The organism is Pseudomonas sp. DL (assembly GCF_047199225.1).
GTDB lineage: Bacteria > Pseudomonadota > Gammaproteobacteria > Pseudomonadales > Pseudomonadaceae > Pseudomonas > Pseudomonas aeruginosa.
On the sequence record NZ_CP178323.1, the window covers coordinates 4,219,616 to 4,236,446 of the forward strand.

Consider the following 16,831-nt stretch of genomic DNA (forward strand, 5'->3'; position numbering starts at 1 on the left):
CAAGCTGATTGAACGCAAGCGCACCCACCGCCCTCCTATATTCCATACGACCCACCACCTCAACCGGAACCGAGCAAGACTCCGCAGACATGGCACAGCCTTTCACCATCGAACCGGACCCGAACCCCCTCGACCATCCACCGACCTTCCTGGCCAACGGAGGAGCGGTCGGGAAACTGTTGCTCAGCCTCGACGCGGCCAGTTCGCCCCTCGGCCCGCCGGACGCCTGGTCGGCGAGCCTGAAGACGACGATGGCCACGCTGCTGCCGGCCAAGGCGCAGATCGTGCTGTTCTGGGGCGCGGAATTCGTCGCCCTGTACAACGATGCCTACGCGCCGAGCATCGGCGACAAGCATCCGCGCGCCCTCGGCCGGCCGGCGATAGAGAACTGGCGGGAGCTGTGGGATGACCTCGAACCGCTGCTGCGCGGGGTGTACGAGACCGGTGAAACCTTCGCGGCAAAGGATCGGCCCTTCTACATCGAACGCCATGGACGCGGCGAGACGGTCTATTTCGACGTGTCCTATTCGGCGGTGCGGGAAACCGACGGTTCCGTCGGCGGCGTGCTGTGCATCGTCACCGAGACCACCGAGCGGGTGCGTTTCGAACGCCGCCAGGCGTTCCTCCTGGAACTGGGCCAGACCCTGCCGTCCCTGGCCGATCCCCTGGAGATCGAAGCCACCGCCCTGCGCCGGCTCGGCGAGGAGCTGGGCGCGTCGCGGATATTCTTCGGCGAGGACAACGGCGACGGCATGACCTTCCAGGTCCATCGCGACTATCTCCACGACGGCCGCTCGGCGGTCGGTCGGCATCGCTACCTGGCGTTCGGCGCCACCCTGTCCGGCGAACTGCATGCCGGACGCAGCGTGGCGCGGGAAGACCTCGCCGGGGAGCGCGGCATGAGTCTCGACGAGGCGGCGAGCCGCGCGCGCCTGGGGCTGGGCGCCACGCTGCACGTCCCGGTGCTGCGCCACGGCCGGCTGGAGGCGCTGCTGGCGATCCACTTCGCCCATCCGCAGGCGCTCGGCGAAGATTCGCGCCGCCTGGCGGAGGAAGCCGCCAAGCTGGCCTGGACCTCGCTCACCCATGCCCGCGCGGAGCTGGCGCTGCGCACCAGTTCCGCGCAACTGGCGGCGATGTTCGACCAGGCCAGCGCGGGCATCGCGGTATGCGACCGGAACTGGCGCTTCACCCGGGTCAACGATCGCTACTGCGAGATCGCCGGCCGTTCGCGCGAGACCCTGCTCGGCCTGCGCATGCAGGACATCCTCGACCCCGCCGACTTCGCCCTCCCCGCGGCGCCAGGCGGAGCGACCGGCGCGGCGTTCGAGATGAGCGGCCGCTACGTTCGCCCCGACGGCGATACGGTGTGGGTGCAGAACCAGGTCACGCCGCTGGTGGACGAGCAGCATGCCGCCAGCGGCCTGCTCTGCGTGTGCATGGACATCAGCGCGCGGGTACGCGCCGAGAACGAGCTGCGCGAACTCAACGAAAGCCTGGAAGAACGTGTCGCGACCATGCTCGCCCAGCGCGAAAGCGCCCTGGCGCAGCTTCACGAGGCACGCAAGATGGAGATGGTCGGCCAGTTGACCGGCGGCATCGCCCATGACTTCAACAACCTGCTGACGCCGATCATGGCCTCGCTGGAACTGATCCGCCGGCGGCTCGACGACGCCCGCTCCACCGACCTCATCGACGGCGCGCTACAGTCCGCCGAACGGGCGCGGAACCTCGTCGGTCGCCTGCTCACCTTCGCCCGCCGGCAAACCCTCAAGCCGCAGGCGGTGGCCCTGCGCGAGCTGGTCGAAGGCATGCACGACCTGATCGAGCGCTCGCTCGGCCCGACCATCGAGGTCCGCATCGAGATCCCGGAACGCCTGCCTGCGGTGGTGGTGGATCCGCACCAGTTCGAACTGGCCATCCTCAACCTCGCGGTGAACGCCCGCGACGCCATGGGCGAAGGCGGCCGCCTGGAAATAGGCGCGCGGACCGACCTGGTGATCGACGGCGCGGTGGACGGTCTCGGCGCCGGCCGCTACGTGTGCCTGGAAGTCGCCGACAACGGCGGAGGCATGCCCGCCGAGGTGCTGGCCCGCTGCATGGAGCCGTTCTTTTCCACCAAGGGCGTGGGCAAGGGCACCGGCCTCGGCCTGTCGATGGTCCAGGGCCTGGTCGCCCAGTCCGGCGGCGGCCTGGGCATCCACTCGGAGATCGGCAAGGGGACCCGGGTGAGCATCTGGCTGCCGATCACCGCGGAGCAGACGCAATCCACCGCAGAAAGCTGCCCGGACGCACCGGAGGCGTCGCGGCCGACCCACGTGCTGCTGGTCGACGACGACAGGATGGTGCGCTACACCACCGCGCTGCTGCTCGGCGATCTCGGCTACCAGGTCAGCGAGGCGGCGTCGGCGGAGGAAGCCCTGGGCGAGGTCGAGCGCGGCCTGGCGCCCGACCTGCTGGTCACCGACCATCTCATGGCCGACAAGACCGGCGTGCAGCTTGCCGAGGAACTGCGCCAGCACTTCCCGCAATTGCCGGTGCTGGTCATCACCGGCTACGCCAACCTGAGGCCCGAGCAACTCAACGGCTTCGAGGTGTTGACCAAGCCGTTCCGCCACAACGAACTCGCCGAACGCCTCGCCCGGCTGCTGGAAGCCTCGCCGTGAGGCCCCGGGCCGGCGGAACGCCTCAGCGCACGCGCTCGCGGCTCTTCACCGCCAGGTCCAGGGCTTTCTGCATGTCCAGCCGCGCCGAGCGGCCGACGTCGCGGTGGTCCAGGCGGTAGCCGCGCTCCGAGGGCAGGATCGGTGCGGTGAGGTCCTCGGCATCGGCCGGCTCGAAATCGTAGTCGCCGCCGATGGTCATGGCGCTGCGCCGGAGCAGCATGCGGATCTCCTCGGGTCGCAGCCGCGGGTTGAGGGAAAGCATGGCGGCGACCGTGCCGGCGACCATCGGCGTGGCATAGGAGGTGCCGCAGTGCACCTCGCCCCGCGCGTCCCGCTCCAGGGTCGAGGCATGGGTACAGGCGGCGGCGGTGACATCCACCCGCATGTCGACGTTCGAGGTGCTGCGCTTGACCGCGTAGGCCGGGTCGTCCACCGCCAGGCCTTGGCGCTCGCTGCGCTGGTGGCCGCCCACCACCAGCAACTGCTCGGTAACGAAGGAGGACGGCAGGCGGTATTCGTCGGTACCGGAGTAGGACGAGCCGTTGCCGGCGGAGTTGACCACCAGCACGTCCGGATGCTCCTTGCGCAGCCAGAGGAAGAACTCCTCGAGCAACTCCTCGTAGCCGCTCATGGCGATCCCCGAGCGCACCAGCGAATCCACCTCGTCGCCATCGACGTCGCGAGCGCCGACGCGGTGGATGCCCCAGCTCCAGTTGAGCACCCGCACGCCATCCTCCACCAGGTTCACCGAGGCGGCGACGTTGGCCGTGATGCCAGCATCCGAATTGCGCTCGACGATCACTTCGAAACCCTGGCTGGCGCGGTCCAGCCCACGCAGGAAACCACTGTTGCCGCCCTGGTCCCAGCGCGCGGCGAGGATGCCGGCGACCGTCGAACCGTGGTTGTCGGGACGTTCGGCATCGCGCGCGTAAAGGCAGGTACGCGGTGCGGGCGCCTTGCAGGGGCCGAGGTAGTCGGCGAAGTCGGGAGCGTCGAAGTCGACGTCGCGCTCGATCACCCCGATGCGCACCGGGCGGGTCTCCAGCGGCGCCTGGCGGGCGCGGACCCGACGCTGGTAATAGTTCACCGCGTCCATGAAACGATTGGCCGCCCACTCGTCGGAGTCGCTGTCCGGCTTGTCCACGGGCCGGCGCGCCGCCTCGGTTTCCTCGCCCTTCTCCGGCGCGGACTCCTCCACCACCACGGCGTCCACGCTGGTCTCGCTGCCGATGCGGAGGACCAGCGCGTCGCGCTGGACGAGGTCGCGCGCCGGCAGGCGCAACTGGTAGAGGTTCAACGGCGGGATCGCGCCGACCACCCGCGCGCCATATTTATCGGCCAGGCGTTCGGCCTCCCGGCGACCGTCGTGGTTCTCCTCGATCAACAGGCTGACCAGGTCGACGTAGGTGGTCAGGCCATCCATGTTCTTCGCCACCTCGTCGGGACCGGCGGCGAGCACATGGCTGCCGTTCAGGGTCAGCCATACCGGATTGCTGCTGCGCCCGCCCTGCTCCAGCCAAAGCGGACCGCTGGCGTGGCCACGGCGGTCCAGGCGGAGCCGCAGGCCGTCGCCCTCGCGCCGCAGGGCGGTGGCCGGCAGTTCGCGGCCGTCCAGCAACAGGCGCGGCAGGCCGGAGCCCAGGCCGCGCACGCGCAGGCACCACTCCTGCCGCTCGCTGGCCAGGAGATCGCCGCAGCGCTCCAGGCGCTCCAGGCGCAGGGGTGTTTCGGCGGCGACCAAAGGACTGCCCAGGGACGCGAAAAGGATGGCGAAAACGGCACGGCGCAGCGGCATGGACTCGGCTTCCGGAACGGGGACCTGTTGTTCCGACCACCTGGCGAAACGCTTCGTTCAGGTTGAAGGCGGGCCCCCGGCCACGCCAAGGCGCAGGCTAGCCCACCAGTTGTTCCAGCGCCTGCGCCTCGTCGAAGGCGGGGTGAACCGCTGCTCCCGGCAGATCCACCGCATCTCCCTGCTGGCCATCCCGGCCGGGCTGCGGCCCGTACCTGATGCGGCAACGCTGAAAAATCCGCCGACTGTCCATTTCGCGACGATGACTGGCGCTTTTGCCGGCGCAGGCCGCCTGCGCCTGCCTTACCGTTCCCCGCTCTTTCAGACACGGGAGCAGGGCAATGCCGCTTGCCAGTCATCTGCGTTGCGTGGCGCTGGCGCTGGGGATCTCCACCGCGCTGGGCTGCGCGAACCGCAACCAACCCGCGCCACGCGCGGAAAGCCTCGACCCTGGCCTGTCGAGGGTGGCGGGAACCCGCGGCGACGCGCTGCCCGCCCAGTGGTGGACGCTCTACCAGGACCCTGGGCTGAACCACCTGGTGGCCGCCGCGCTGCGCCACAACCGCGACCTGGCCGCAGCCGATGCCCATGCCCGCGCGCTCCTCGGCCATCTGCGCGGCGCACAGGGCGAACGCTGGCCACGGACCGAGGTCGGCTATGGCTACCAGTATGGGCGCGACGGCGACGACCAGACCCTCGCCGAAGCCACCGACGAGGACCTGCACAGCCAGTGGAAACACACCGCCCGCCTCGACCTGTCCTACCAGTTGGACCTGTGGGGCGAAGTCCGCGCCCGCATCGCCGCGGCGAAGGCGGATGCCGAAGCGGCGCAAGCGGCGCGCGACCTGCTCAGGGTCAGCGTGGCCAGCCAGACCACCCTCGCCTACGTCCGCGCCTGCGCCCTGGCGCGACGGGCAGAGGTACAACGCCGATCGGTCGGCCTGCTCGACGCGAGCCTGGCGCTGAGCGAACGCCAGCTCGCCGCCGGCCTTTCCAGCGAGCTGCAGCGACGCCGGCTGCTGGCCTTGCGCGAGCGGACCCGCGCCGCGCTGCCGATGCTCGAGGCGCGGCGGCGCGCGGCACTCTACGAACTGGCGCTGCTCAGCGGGCGCTCGCCGCGCCAGTTGGACGCTCCTGCCGCGACCTGCGCCGGCATACCGCAACTGCGCCGTGCCCTGCCCACCGGCGACGGCTGGAGCCTGCTGGCGCGCCGCCCGGACGTCCGCGCGGCCGAGCGCCGGCTCGCCGCCGCCGACGCCCGGCGCGCGCTGGCCGAAGCCGAGCTGTACCCGCGCATCAGCTTCGCCGTCGGCGCCGAGACCTCCGCAGTGACCCTCGCCGGCCTCGGCGGCAGCGGCGCGCTGGCCTACGCGGCCGGCCCGCTGCTGAGCTGGCGCTTCCCCAACCGGGAAAGCGCGCGAGGCCGCCTGGACAGCGCAGCGGCAGAGCGCGACGCCGCCCTGGCGCGCTTCGACGGAGCGGTGCTCGGCGCCCTGCGCGAGGTCGAGCGTGCCCTGGCGCTGTATGCCGGCGAGCGCCAGCGGCGTGCCGACCTCCAGCGTGCCCTCGACGAGCAGCGCCACGCCTACCGGTTGGCGCGCAGCAACTATCGCGCCGGCGCCCTCGATGCCCTCGAGCTGCTCGACAGCCAACGCAGCCTGGTCGCCGACCGGGCGCGCCTGGTCGACGCCGAGATGCGCGTCGCCGAGCGCCAGGTCGAACTGTTCCGGGCTCTCGGCGGCGGCTGGCAAGCCGCTCCCAGCCCCTCCCATCAGGAAAACGGACAATGAACCAGGCAATCAGGGAACCCATCGAACACACCACTGGCGAAACCATGCCAGCAGCCACGCGCCGGCGCCGAACCTGGCTGCTGGGCGGCCTCGCCGGCGCCATCGCGCTCGCCGCCCTGCTGGCCTGGTGGTGGAGCAGCGGACGCTTCCTGGAGGGCACCGACGATGCCTATGTACGCGCCGACTGGGTGGCGGTCAGCGCGCAGGTCTCCGGCTACGTCGCCGAGGTGCTGGTGGCCGACGACGCCGACGTCCAGGCCGGCGACCTGCTGCTGCGCCTGGACCCGCGCGACTTCCGCCAGCGCCTGCGCGCCGCCGAGGCCCGCGAAGCGGCGGCGCAGGCGGCGCTGGAAGCCCAGCGCGCGAAGCTGGAGACCCTCGATCGGCAACTGCTGGAGCAGGCGCAGACGATCAGCCGCGCCCGCGCCGATGGCGAAGCGGCGCGAGCCGAATGGCGCCGCGCCGAGACCGACTGGCGACGCTACCGGCAATTGGCCGACGAGCATGCCACCAGTCGCCAGCGCCTGGAGAACGCCGACGCGGCGCACCAGCGAGCGCGGGCGGCGGCGCGGCGGGCAAACGCCGAGGAAGGCCGCCAGCGCGCCGCCAGGGACGTACTGAAGAGCCGGCGACGCGAGGCGGAGGCGGCGCTCGCCCAGCGCCAGGCGGAGCTGCAGGAAGCCGCGGCGGCGCGCGAACTGGCGCGCCACGCCCTGGACGATACCGAAATCCGCGCCCCATTCGCCGGCCGCGTCGGCCAGCGCAAGGTGCGCCTACGCCAGTACGTCACGCCGGGGCTGCCGCTGCTGGCGGTGGTGCCGCTGGAGCAGGCCTACGTGGTGGCCAACTACAAGGAGACCCAGCTCGAACGCATCCGCCCCGGGCAACCGGTAGAGCTGGAGGTGGACACGTTCGGCCGCCGCTGGCGCGGCCGCGTCGACAGCGTGGCGCCGGCCTCCGGCGCGGTATTCGCGCTGCTGCCGCCGGACAACGCCACCGGCAACTTCACCAAGATCGTCCAGCGCTTCCCGGTGCGTATCCGCCTGGACGCCGACGCCGCCGAGCGGGGCCGGCTGCTTCCGGGGATGTCGGTGATCGCCACCGTGGACACTCGCGAACCGGACGGAGCCTCCGCCGATGAGCGCTGACGACAAGGTATCGCTGCGTGCCTGGGTCGCCGTCACCGGCGGCCTGTTCGGCTGCTTCATGGCCGGCATGAACGTGCACGTCACCAGCGCGGCGCTGCCGGAGATAGAAGGCGCGCTGGGAGCCACCTTCGAGGAGGGCTCGTGGATCTCCACCGCCTATCTGGTCGCGGAAATCAGTATGATCCCGCTTACCGCCTGGCTGGTGGAAGTGTTCTCCTTGCGCCGGGTGATGCTCCTAGGCTCGCTGGTGTTCCTGCTCAGTTCGCTGAGCTGCGCGCTGGCGCCGAACCTGTCGACGCTGATCCTGATCCGGGTGATCCAGGGGGCTTCGGGGGCGGTGCTGATCCCGCTGTCGATGCAACTGATCCTCACCGAGCTGCCGTCCAGCCGGATACCCCTCGGCATGGCGCTGTTCAGCCTTTCCAACAGCGTGGCCCAGGCCGCCGGCCCGTCGATCGGCGGCTGGCTGGCGGATGCCTATTCCTGGCGCTGGATCTTTCTCCTGCAACTGTTGCCGGGGATCGCCCTGCTGGCCGCGGTGGCCTGGTCGATCCGCCCCCGCGACGGCGACCGCGAACGCCTGCGCCAGGCCGACTGGCTCGGCATCGGCGCGATGGTCGCCGGCCTCGGCGCGCTGCAGATCGTGCTGGAGGAAGGTGGCCGCCGCGACTGGTTCGAGTCCGGCTTCATCCGCGCCTTCGCCGTCCTCGCCGTGCTCGCCTTGCTGCTCTTCGTACAGCGCCAACTGTGGGGCGCGCGGCCGTTCATCAACCTGCGCCTGCTGGGCAGCTACAACTTCGGCGTGTCCAGCCTGGCGATGGCGGTGTTCGGCGCGGCGACCTTCGGCCTGGTGTTCCTGGTGCCCAACTACCTGTCCCAGTTGCAGGGTTTCAACGCCCGGCAGATCGGCGACAGCCTGATCCTCTACGGCCTCGTGCAACTGCTCCTGGCGCCGCTGCTGCCGCGCCTGATGCGCTGGCTGAACCCCAAGCTGCTGGTGGCCGGCGGCTTCGCGATCATGGCCCTGGGCTGCTGGATGGGCGCGCACCTGAACGCCGACGCGGGACGCAACGTGATCATCCCCTCCATCGTCGTGCGCGGCATCGGCCAGCCGCTGATCATGGTCGCGCTCTCGGTACTGGCGGTGAAGGGCCTGGACAAGGCCCAGGCCGGCTCGGCCTCGGCGCTGATCTCGATGCTGCGCAACCTCGGCGGCGCGATCGGCACCGCGCTGCTGACGCAACTGGTCTCGCTGCGCGAGCGCTTCCACTCCGAGCGGATCGGCGAGACCCTGACGATCTTCGACGGCGCCCTGCAGCAGCGCCTGGGCGGTGGCCAGGTGCGGATACAACTGCCGGAGCAGCAGCAGGCGCTGGCCCTGCTCGACCACGGGGTGCGCCAGCAGGCCTACCTGATGGCCTACTCCGACGCCTTCTACCTTTCCTGCGTGGCGCTCCTGGCCTGCGCCCTGGCCTCGCTGATGCTGCGCCAGAAGGACTGAACTCAGTCGCCCTCGGCCACCCCGTAGGCGGCGCCGCGGCCGAAATAGAGGCTCGGCGAAACGCCCAGGGTCCGGCGAAACATGGCGCTGAAGGCGCTCTGGCTGTCGTAGCCGAGGTCCAGTGCGACCTCGAGGATCGAGTGCCCTGCCGCCAGCGCATCGAGGCTGGCGAGCAGGCGCATGCGCCGCAGCCACTGGACGAAGCTGAGACCGGTTTCGCGCTGGAAGGCGCGGGTCAGGGTCCGCGGGCTGACGCCCAGGCGACGCGCGGCATCGCCCAGGCTCCAGTCGGCGGCCGGCTCGGCGCGCAGGCTGCGGCACAGCGCCGCCAGTCGCGGATCGACCGGCTGTGGCACGTGCAGGGCGAGGATCGGCAGCACCCGCAGTTCATCGAGGATCAGCTCCATCACCCGCTCGTCGCGGCCGCCCGGCGGGTAGTCCGGGGCGATCCGCATCGCCGCGACGATCAATTGCCGCAGCAACGGCGGCACGTCCACCACCCGGCAGTCCCGCGGTAGGTCGTGGCGCGCCTGCGGGGCGATGAACAAGGTGCGCATGCGCACCTGGCCGGCGAAACGCAGGGCATGCTCGATACCGGCCGGCAACCAGACACCGCGTCCCGGCGGCACCACCCAGGTGCCCTCGGCAGTGCCGACCGTGACCACCCCGCTGAGCGCATGGATCAATTGCGCGCGCGAATGCCGGTGCAGCTCGACGCGCTCGCCGTGGAGATAATCCTGGGCATAGGCGAAGACCGGACGGGTGGAAGGCAGGTCGATCAGCATCGGGCGGGCCTTGGCGGGCAGTGGGGGCGCTGTCTTTTTACCAGCCGCGCCATGCTAACGACCAGTCCCGGCGAAGCACGCCGGCGCTCGCCGCGACGCGGCGAGCGCGCTACCCTGGCCGCCCCGGCGTGGCGCGACTACCTGGCGTATCCGCCGCGCCATCCCTCCCCAAGCACAGGAGCGAAACCAGCATGGCCTCTTACGCGGAACTGTTCGATATCGGAGAAGACTTCGCCGCCTTCGTCGGCCATGGCCTGGCCACGGAACAGGGCGCGGTCGCGCGGTTCCGGCAGAAGCTGGAAAGCAACGGGCTCCCGAGCGCGCTGACGGAACGCCTGCAACGCATCGAACGGCGCTATCGCCTGCTGGTCGCCGGGGAAATGTGGTGCCCGGACTGCCAGATCAACCTGGCCGCGCTGGACTTCGCGCAGCGCCTGCAACCGAACATCGAGCTGGCGATCATTTCCAAGGGCCGCGCCGAGGACGACCTGCGCCAGCGCCTGGCGCTGGAGCGAATCGCGATTCCGCTAGTACTGGTGCTGGACGAGGAGTTCAACCTGCTCGGACGCTTCGTCGAACGGCCGCAGGCGGTGCTCGACGGCGGTCCGCAGGCGCTTGCGGCGTACAAGGCGGGCGACTACCTGGAGCACGCCATCGGCGACGTCCTGGCGATCATCGAAGGCGCGGCGCGCTGAGACAGCGCCTGCGCCCGCTTCTCAGTGCCGCGAACAGCCCGCGCCAAGGCCTCGGTACTGCAAGCGATGTAGGCGTCCGGCGCTGTCGCGGTAGAGCATCACCAGCGGCACCACGCCACAGGTGGCCGGCACCGGCGTGACGGAAAGCACCCGCTCGATGTCCAGCGGCATGCCGTAGTCGTAGCGCTCGATCGGCGGCAACTCTTTCCCGTCGTCGTCCGCCGCCTGGACCTGGGACCAGCAGGACAGCAGCAAGGCCAGCAAGAACGAGGTTTTCATGAGGTCTTTTCTCCATGCTGCGCCCCGTCGGACGAGACGCTTTGCGAATAGGCCCGGAGCAACCAGGCGAGGTCGGTGAGGATCGCGGCCAGGCGCCACTCGCCGGCGGCCGCCAGGCGGGCGCCGGCACGGCGTGCGTGCCGCGCGGCGAGCGGCGGATCGCGATGGCGGACGGCGATGGCTCGCAGTGCGCGCTCGATCCACCGCGCCTCCGCGGCGGCCGGGTCGAGCCCGGCCAGGGCGCGCCACAGGCGCCGCGACTCGCGGCCGAGTTGCAGGGATACGAAGCCGAGGCGCAGGGCCAGCGCGCTGCGCGGATGTTCCATGCCATGCAGCGCGCCCAACTGGGCGATGCGATGCTGCTGGCGGGCCTGCCAGGCATGCGCGTCGAAACCGGCGCGACGACGCAGCAAGGCGAGGGTCTCGCGGCGCAGATGGTCGAGCAGCGACGCCGAATGCCGTTCCAGGTCCTTCGGCAGCAGGCGGTAGACCAGCAGGCTGATGCAGAGCGCCAGCACCCAGGCGCAGGACTGGTTGGCGAAGTCGCCGAAATCGAAGCGGGCGAGATTGCCGGTGGCGACCAGGGTGTTGAAGGCGATCAGGTAGGCGATTCCCTGCAACGCCCGCCTGGGCACTGTGGTGGCCTGGATACCGAACGACCAGAAGAAGGCGAGGCACAGCAGCAGCAATGGAAAACCGTTGATCAGCGGTAGCAGAAGGAATTTGCAGAGCAATGCGGCAGGTATCGCGTAGAGCGTGCCGCGAATGAAATTGCGCGTGCCCTCGGCGGGAAAGGGCGAGGCTGCCAGCAGCGTGCAGTAGGGGCCGAGCACCGCCAGCAGGGTCGGCCCCTGGTCCCACCCGCTGAGGAACCACAGGGCGCCGCCGACCAGCATCGCCAGCCAGGCTCGCGCGCCGTTGCGCAAGGCCTCGCGGTAATGTCGATGGAAGGCCGCTGGGCGGACGTCGGCGCGGGCCCGGCCGTCGAGCCGGGCGAACCCCCGCAGGGCGGCCTGCAGGTCATCCAGTTGCTCGTCGAGACGCTCCATGAACAGCCCTTCGCGACAGGCATCCGCTTGGTCTGTCGGAAGTCCGCGCCGAATCGCCGCCAGGCGACCGCGCAAGCTCGCGAGCCGTCGCGCGGCGCCGGCGAAGTCGAGCTCGCCGCGCTCCAGTTGGCCGCCCAGCAGGCACAGGTCGTCGGCCATCGGCAGCGCCAGTCCACGCTCCGCCAAGCGCCGGGCCCAATGCGTCTCGCCGGCGAAGCGGAACTCCATCAGCGTGGAAAACAGCGCCGCCAGGCCACCGCGGATCGCCGGGAGCGCAACGCTCAGCGCCCGCGACTCGGCGCGACCGACGCCCAGCAGGTCGTCTACGGCGTAGACCTCGCCGGCCAGCGTCCGGCGACGGCGCTCCAGTTCCCCGTCAGCCGCACCGGCATGCCGCGCAGCGACCAGCGCCAGCGTCGCCGCGCAGAGCGAGACGAGACGCTGGCGCACCCGCCCGGACACGGTCCTGCGGCTGAAGAGCACGGTCACCAGGCTCAGGCAGCAGACCCCGACGATTACCGCCGAGGCGCGGGTGACGATGTGCTCGAAGGCCGCCTCGGGCTCGACCATGGCCGATCCCAGCGCCAGGCACACGGTGTAGCCGGCGACCACCGCGGCGGTGGCGTAGAAGTGCCGGACCAGGCTCATGACGCCGACGCAGAGACCCAGCCAGAAACCCAGGGCGACGACGAACAGCAGCATCTTCTGGGCGAACAGCGCGGTCAGGACGAAGGCAGCGAGCGTGCCGACCAGGGTACCCACGGCGCGCCACCAGCCCTTGCCGACCACCGCTCCCTGCACCGGATTGATCAGCAACAGCACAGTGGACGCCGCGGAAAACGGCGAATCCAGTTGCAGGTAGAGCCCCAGGCCGAGCGCCAGAGCGGCAGCGCCGATGCTGCGCAGCACGTAGTCCAGGCTGTCGGTCCGCCAGGGCAACGGCAACGCCGCGTACCAATCGCGCCCGCCGGACGCCGACGCCGCCATCAAAGGTACTCCTGCAACCAGCGGGTCAGCCGCCAGTGCCGCGCGGTCCCCGCCTGCAGCACCTCGACACTGCCGGTCATGCCAGCGGCAAGCACCACGCCCGCCGGTACCCGGTCGAGTTCGATGCGCACCGGCACGCGCTGCGCCAGGCGTATCCAGCTGAAGTTCGGGCTGACCTGCGGCAGGCCGCTGTCGGCACGGCTTTCGTTGAGGTCGGCGACACCGCGACCGATGCTCGCGACATGGCCGTCGAGCAGCGGATCGAACCCCATCAGCTTGATCGTCGCCGGCGCGCCGACCTGTACATTGCGCAGCTTGGTTTCCTCGAAATAGCCGGTGACCCAGAAGCTTCGCCGATCGACGATGAAGATGTTGGTCCGGCCCGCCGCCGCGTAATCGCCGGGCTGCACGCGCAACTGCGTCACATAGCCGTCCACCGGCGAGCGCAACTCGCTGCGCCGCAGGTCCAGCCGCGCCTGGTCGAGCGCCGCCCCGGCGGCCTCGGCGCGGGCGCGGGCGATACGCAGGGCGCGACCGGCGTTGGCGACCTCCTCGCGCGAAACCGCGCCGGCCAACTGCATGCGTCGGCGCCATTGCTCGTCACGTTGGCGCAGGGTTTCCCGCGCCTGCTCCAGCTCCGCCTCGCGCTGGCGCACGGCCAGGCGATAGCTGCGCGGATCGATGCGGTACAGCGGATCGCCGCGGGCCACCCGCTGGTTATCTGCGACGAACACCGCCTCGACGCTGCCGGGGACTTCCGGCGCGATGCGGATCACCTGCGCGCTGACCCGCCCGTCGCGGGTCCAGGGCGCCAGCACGTAGGCTTGCCACAACTGCAACGCCAGGCACAGGGCGAGCAGGCCGCAGGCGAAGGTCGCAGCCACCTTGGAAAGACGAACGATGGACATGGGGACCTCGGCTCAGAACTTCAGCACCAGCACGGACAGCACGATGAACGACAGGAAGAAACGCAGCAGGCCGGGATGCCAGGCGCATTCCAGCCAGCGCCAGGCGAGGCGCTCCAGCAGCAGGTAGAGCGGCATCGCCAGGCACAGGTAGAGGAACAATGGCGGCACGTAGAGGCCGGAAACGGAGACTTCGCTCAGCATGCAGGGCACCAGGGTATCGAGGGCGCGGAGCGGTCGGCCGCTCCTGTCGGGTTGAGGAGCACAGGCTACGGGTCGTGGCGATTTGCAAATATCGACTACTCAGCCAGAAAATAATCGAATTCGGACAACCACAGGACCTGCCGTGAGCCGTGAACCGCAGACCTACCTCGCCCAACGCTTCGATCCCGACGCGCTCGGCCAGCCGGCCCTGGCCCTGCAGCTGGAGGCCCGGCACAACGACACCGAAGTGCCGGTGCACCGGCATCGCAAGGGCCAGCTGGTGGTGGCCTGCCGCGGCGGCATCACCTGCACGGTGCCCGATGGCCTGTGGATGGTGCCGGCCGGGTTCGGTGTGTGGATTCCCGGCGGCATCGCCCATAGCAACCGGGTCACCGCCAACGGCAAGGTCTGCTTCCTCTTCGTCGAGCCGGGGGCGGCACGCCTGCCGAGCGACTGCTGCACCCTGGCCCTGTCGCCGCTGGTCCTCGAACTGATCCTGCACCTGAGCGCGCAACCGCAGGACTATCCGCACGACGGCCCGCTCGCACGTCTCGCCGGGGTGCTGCTGGAACTCCTGGAACAGGCGCCGACCGAACAGCTCTACCTGCCGCTGCCGGACAACCGCGGCCTGCGCCGCATCGCCGACGAACTGACCCGCGCCCCCGGCGACCGCGCCAGCATGGCCGAATGGGCCAGGCGAGTGGCGATGAGCGAGCGGTCCCTGGCGCGGATGGTGCGCCGGGAGACCGGCATGACCTTCGGCCAGTGGCGCCAGCAATTGCAGATCATCATCGCCCTGCAGCAACTGTCCGCCGGCGTTTCGGTGCAACGCACCGCCGAGATCCTCGGCTACGAGTCGGTCAGCTCGTTCATCGGCATGTTCCGCAAGGCGCTCGGCAGCCCCCCGGCCCGCTACGTGCGCGACAGCATGCGGCGGCCAGCCGACTGAACGGAGGTCGACGGAAAGGTCTTGCAGTTCGTCAGCTGTTCTCCCCCGAGGCTGGCACTCGAAGACACTTCTGGGAATAATGCCGCCCTTTTTTCTCCAGGAGGATCAGATGGTTACGCACTTCTTGAGCGAATCCGGCCAGGCAGCCTGCGGGCGCGGCGACAGCAACGTGAACGGCTCGAGCGACGTCGGCCAGGTCAGTTGCAAGACCTGCCGGCGCACCAACGCCTTCGCCCAGGCCCAGGAAAACGCCGCTCCGGCCAGTGCCCCTGTCACCCCCACCGCCGCTGCGCCAGTGACCGACAAGGCCGCGCCGCGGCCGAAAGCCGAGGCCAGGCCCGCCGCCGCGCAGCGCCAGGACCGCGATGCCGCCCGGAAGGCCTGGCAGGCGCGTCTCAACGAATTGTCCGGGAAGAACCGCATGCCGCGCTCGCGGCGCCGCGCGCAAGCCTATCTCTGAGCGGTAGCGGTACTTCGCGGCGGATGTCCGCACGCGGTCATATCCGTCCTGCCCAGCACAACCGCGCGTCCCCTCATCAGGCCAGGCCCTGCGCCTCCGCCAGGGCCAGGCCGTCGAGGGCGCCGGCGAGCATCTCCGGCAGATGGCGCGGCTCGTCGGCCAGCTCGGCCAGCTCCGACAGCCGATGCGCCGCCGTCAGCAAGGCGATCCGCCGACGCTCCAGGCGCCGACCGCTGAAGCGCTCGTAGGCGGCGACGATGCGCTCGGTGAGGTCGGCATCGATGAACGCGGAATAGATGAATTCCTGGTGCAGCGGACCGATGCCCGCGTCGGCGAAGTCGTACACACCGTTCAGCCGCCCGGCCTCGCTATCGAATGCCATGTTCCAGCCATGGCCGTCGAAGAAGCCGAAGATCGAACCCAGCGGATCGGCAGGCAGCTTGGCATATTCCCGCACCAAGCGTTCCGCGCGTTCGCGCCAGGCCGCAGGCAGCAGCGGCAAGGCGCGCCTGCGCATCGCCGCAGGCGACTCCCAGGGACGCACCGGCAAGGCTCCAACCGCCCGCATGCGCGCCGGTGGCAGTCGATGCAGCTCGGCGTAGAAGCGCCCCAACGCATCGCCGACCGCCTGCCGTGCGGGTTCGTCCAGGCGCCGGTAGTCCTCGCCCAGGAGGTAACCGCCAGGCAGTTTCTCGTGGCGGGAAAACAGCGGCGGTCCCGCAAACACCTGCGGCGCCGGCACCGGCAGGCTCACCGCCGGACGCACCAGGCGTAGCACGGCGGCCTCGCGCAGCAGCGCCGCCTCGGCCTCCGCGCCGCGCGGAAACTTGAACACCCAGCGCCCTCCGACCTCCACCGCCGTGGAATGCCAGCCCGAGGCCAGGATGGCGAAAGTGGCGTCCGCCAGCTCCGGACAGGCCGCCACTATCGCCCGGCGATATTCCTCCAGGGCACGCGGTTCCTTCACCGACGACTCCGCGCGACCATCGCCACGATCGCCTCGTACAGTTCCCGCCGCGCCTCTTCCGGGGCGATCTCTTCGGTGGCGGCCGCGTGCGACAGCGCTTCGGCGGCGCCGATCATTGCGCGCAGAGCGGCGACGGTCAGCCGTCCGCCGCCGGCGAAGGGCTCCAGCACGGCGCGGCACTTGTCCATGAAGAGAACCTCGTAGTCGCGCTTGATCCGCTCCAGCTCCGGCGAGCTGGCGAGGGCCGCGACCACCCCGGGAATCTCCCGGCCTTGTTGCATCACGCAGTCGACATAGGCGCGGGCGATGACGTCGGCGCGCCCCTCCAGGGTCGCCTCGCTCGCTTCCAGGGCAGCCTCCATCAGCGCCGTCTGGCGCAGGTCGTAATCCTGGTAGAGCGCCGCCAGCAGGCCGGCGCGGGTGCCGAAGTGGTCATAGACCACCGGCTTGGTCACCCCGGCCTGCTCGGCCAGGCGTCCGAGGGTCAGCGCCTCGGTACCTTCTTCGCGGACCAGCCGCCAGGCCACCTCGAGCAACTGGCGCTGGCGCTCGTCGCGGGACAGGCGGCGGCGTGGCGACGGGTCGTCTGGGGAGTGCATTGACATAGATAACCTACTAAAAGTAACTTACTAAAGGTAACCTACAGAAGGTAGG

At 70.3% G+C, this 16,831-nt stretch carries 15 protein-coding genes; 7 read left to right on the plus strand and 8 right to left on the minus strand.

From position 1 onward, the window contains the following. Nucleotides 1-89 precede the first annotated feature (89 nt). Complete coding sequence (locus ACI766_RS19555; RefSeq protein WP_003449345.1) at nt 90-2,666, plus strand: PAS domain-containing protein; 2,577 nt, start codon at nt 90-92, stop codon at nt 2,664-2,666. A gap of 22 nt (nt 2,667-2,688) precedes the next feature. On the opposite strand, the gene ACI766_RS19560 is transcribed toward ACI766_RS19555, so the two are convergent. Then, the gene (locus tag ACI766_RS19560; RefSeq protein ID WP_003082530.1) at nt 2,689-4,461 is read right to left on the minus strand and encodes a S8/S53 family peptidase; all 1,773 of its coding nucleotides are present in this window, start codon (nt 4,459-4,461) and stop codon (nt 2,689-2,691) included. 338 nt (nt 4,462-4,799) lie between these two features. On the opposite strand from ACI766_RS19560, the gene ACI766_RS19565 reads away from it, so the two are divergent. The 3 genes from ACI766_RS19565 to ACI766_RS19575 are packed head-to-tail and all read left to right on the plus strand — an operon-like array spanning nt 4,800 to nt 8,897. After that, a complete protein-coding gene (locus ACI766_RS19565; protein ID WP_012614365.1) occupies nt 4,800-6,248 on the plus strand; it encodes an efflux transporter outer membrane subunit in 1,449 nt (482 codons plus the stop codon). After that, nucleotides 6,245-7,396, plus strand: coding sequence for an HlyD family secretion protein (locus ACI766_RS19570; RefSeq protein ID WP_003449298.1), 1,152 nt, complete (start codon nt 6,245-6,247; stop codon nt 7,394-7,396). Before ACI766_RS19565 ends, ACI766_RS19570 begins: the two co-directional genes overlap by 4 nt. After that, nucleotides 7,386-8,897, plus strand: coding sequence for an MDR family MFS transporter (locus ACI766_RS19575; protein ID WP_023106952.1), 1,512 nt, complete (start codon nt 7,386-7,388; stop codon nt 8,895-8,897). The genes ACI766_RS19570 and ACI766_RS19575 overlap by 11 nt, the downstream gene beginning before the upstream one ends. A gap of 2 nt (nt 8,898-8,899) precedes the next feature. On the opposite strand, the gene ACI766_RS19580 is transcribed toward ACI766_RS19575, so the two are convergent. After that, the gene (locus ACI766_RS19580) at nt 8,900-9,682 is read right to left on the minus strand and encodes an AraC family transcriptional regulator (protein WP_003082522.1); all 783 of its coding nucleotides are present in this window, start codon (nt 9,680-9,682) and stop codon (nt 8,900-8,902) included. Nucleotides 9,683-9,873: 191 nt separating this feature from the next. On the opposite strand from ACI766_RS19580, the gene ACI766_RS19585 reads away from it, so the two are divergent. Then, nucleotides 9,874-10,377 (plus strand): thioredoxin family protein, encoded by a 504-nt coding sequence (locus tag ACI766_RS19585; RefSeq protein ID WP_003107482.1) that lies wholly within the window; start codon nt 9,874-9,876, stop codon nt 10,375-10,377. A 21-nt stretch (nt 10,378-10,398) separates the two neighbouring features. On the opposite strand, the gene ACI766_RS19590 is transcribed toward ACI766_RS19585, so the two are convergent. Genes ACI766_RS19590 through ACI766_RS19605 form a run of 4 tightly spaced genes read right to left on the minus strand, consistent with a single transcriptional unit; the run spans nt 10,399 to nt 13,810 of the window. After that, a complete protein-coding gene (locus tag ACI766_RS19590; RefSeq protein WP_003107483.1) occupies nt 10,399-10,656 on the minus strand; it encodes a DUF2790 domain-containing protein in 258 nt (85 codons plus the stop codon). Further along, complete coding sequence (locus tag ACI766_RS19595; protein ID WP_019372009.1) at nt 10,653-12,692, minus strand: FUSC family protein; 2,040 nt, start codon at nt 12,690-12,692, stop codon at nt 10,653-10,655. Before ACI766_RS19595 ends, ACI766_RS19590 begins: the two co-directional genes overlap by 4 nt. Next, nucleotides 12,692-13,600, minus strand: coding sequence for an HlyD family secretion protein (locus tag ACI766_RS19600; RefSeq protein ID WP_003449167.1), 909 nt, complete (start codon nt 13,598-13,600; stop codon nt 12,692-12,694). The genes ACI766_RS19595 and ACI766_RS19600 overlap by 1 nt, the downstream gene beginning before the upstream one ends. A 12-nt stretch (nt 13,601-13,612) precedes the next feature. Then, the gene (locus ACI766_RS19605; protein WP_003082517.1) at nt 13,613-13,810 is read right to left on the minus strand and encodes a DUF1656 domain-containing protein; all 198 of its coding nucleotides are present in this window, start codon (nt 13,808-13,810) and stop codon (nt 13,613-13,615) included. A gap of 133 nt (nt 13,811-13,943) precedes the next feature. On the opposite strand from ACI766_RS19605, the gene ACI766_RS19610 reads away from it, so the two are divergent. Both ACI766_RS19610 and ACI766_RS19615 read left to right on the plus strand, forming a co-directional pair. Then, nucleotides 13,944-14,750 carry an AraC family transcriptional regulator gene (locus tag ACI766_RS19610; protein WP_003082516.1) on the plus strand — a complete coding sequence of 269 codons (807 nt, stop codon included), beginning with the start codon at nt 13,944-13,946 and terminating at the stop codon, nt 14,748-14,750. Nucleotides 14,751-14,859: 109 nt separating this feature from the next. Further along, nucleotides 14,860-15,210 (plus strand): hypothetical protein, encoded by a 351-nt coding sequence (locus ACI766_RS19615; RefSeq protein WP_003086702.1) that lies wholly within the window; start codon nt 14,860-14,862, stop codon nt 15,208-15,210. Between the two features lie 76 nt (nt 15,211-15,286). On the opposite strand, the gene ACI766_RS19620 is transcribed toward ACI766_RS19615, so the two are convergent. Then, nucleotides 15,287-16,135, minus strand: a complete 849-nt coding sequence (locus ACI766_RS19620) for an aminoglycoside phosphotransferase family protein (protein ID WP_003120541.1) — start codon at nt 16,133-16,135, stop codon at nt 15,287-15,289. A gap of 38 nt (nt 16,136-16,173) precedes the next feature. Continuing rightward, a complete protein-coding gene (locus tag ACI766_RS19625) occupies nt 16,174-16,782 on the minus strand; it encodes a TetR/AcrR family transcriptional regulator (RefSeq protein ID WP_003133652.1) in 609 nt (202 codons plus the stop codon). Between the last annotated feature and the right edge of the window lie 49 nt (nt 16,783-16,831).

What these genes read in the sequence shown, in the direction of transcription:
- ACI766_RS19555 (WP_003449345.1), top strand. Translation starts at nt 90, where the DNA reads ATGGCACAGCCTTTCACCATCGAACCGGACCCGAACCCCCTCGACCAT.
- ACI766_RS19560 (WP_003082530.1), bottom strand. Translation starts at nt 4,461, where the DNA reads ATGCCGCTGCGCCGTGCCGTTTTCGCCATCCTTTTCGCGTCCCTGGGC.
- ACI766_RS19565 (WP_012614365.1), top strand. Translation starts at nt 4,800, where the DNA reads ATGCCGCTTGCCAGTCATCTGCGTTGCGTGGCGCTGGCGCTGGGGATC.
- ACI766_RS19625 (WP_003133652.1), bottom strand. Translation starts at nt 16,782, where the DNA reads ATGTCAATGCACTCCCCAGACGACCCGTCGCCACGCCGCCGCCTGTCC.
- ACI766_RS19580 (WP_003082522.1), bottom strand. Translation starts at nt 9,682, where the DNA reads ATGCTGATCGACCTGCCTTCCACCCGTCCGGTCTTCGCCTATGCCCAG.
- ACI766_RS19595 (WP_019372009.1), bottom strand. Translation starts at nt 12,692, where the DNA reads ATGGCGGCGTCGGCGTCCGGCGGGCGCGATTGGTACGCGGCGTTGCCG.
- ACI766_RS19600 (WP_003449167.1), bottom strand. Translation starts at nt 13,600, where the DNA reads ATGTCCATCGTTCGTCTTTCCAAGGTGGCTGCGACCTTCGCCTGCGGC.
- ACI766_RS19590 (WP_003107483.1), bottom strand. Translation starts at nt 10,656, where the DNA reads ATGAAAACCTCGTTCTTGCTGGCCTTGCTGCTGTCCTGCTGGTCCCAG.
- ACI766_RS19615 (WP_003086702.1), top strand. Translation starts at nt 14,860, where the DNA reads ATGGTTACGCACTTCTTGAGCGAATCCGGCCAGGCAGCCTGCGGGCGC.
- ACI766_RS19575 (WP_023106952.1), top strand. Translation starts at nt 7,386, where the DNA reads ATGAGCGCTGACGACAAGGTATCGCTGCGTGCCTGGGTCGCCGTCACC.
- ACI766_RS19585 (WP_003107482.1), top strand. Translation starts at nt 9,874, where the DNA reads ATGGCCTCTTACGCGGAACTGTTCGATATCGGAGAAGACTTCGCCGCC.
- ACI766_RS19570 (WP_003449298.1), top strand. Translation starts at nt 6,245, where the DNA reads ATGAACCAGGCAATCAGGGAACCCATCGAACACACCACTGGCGAAACC.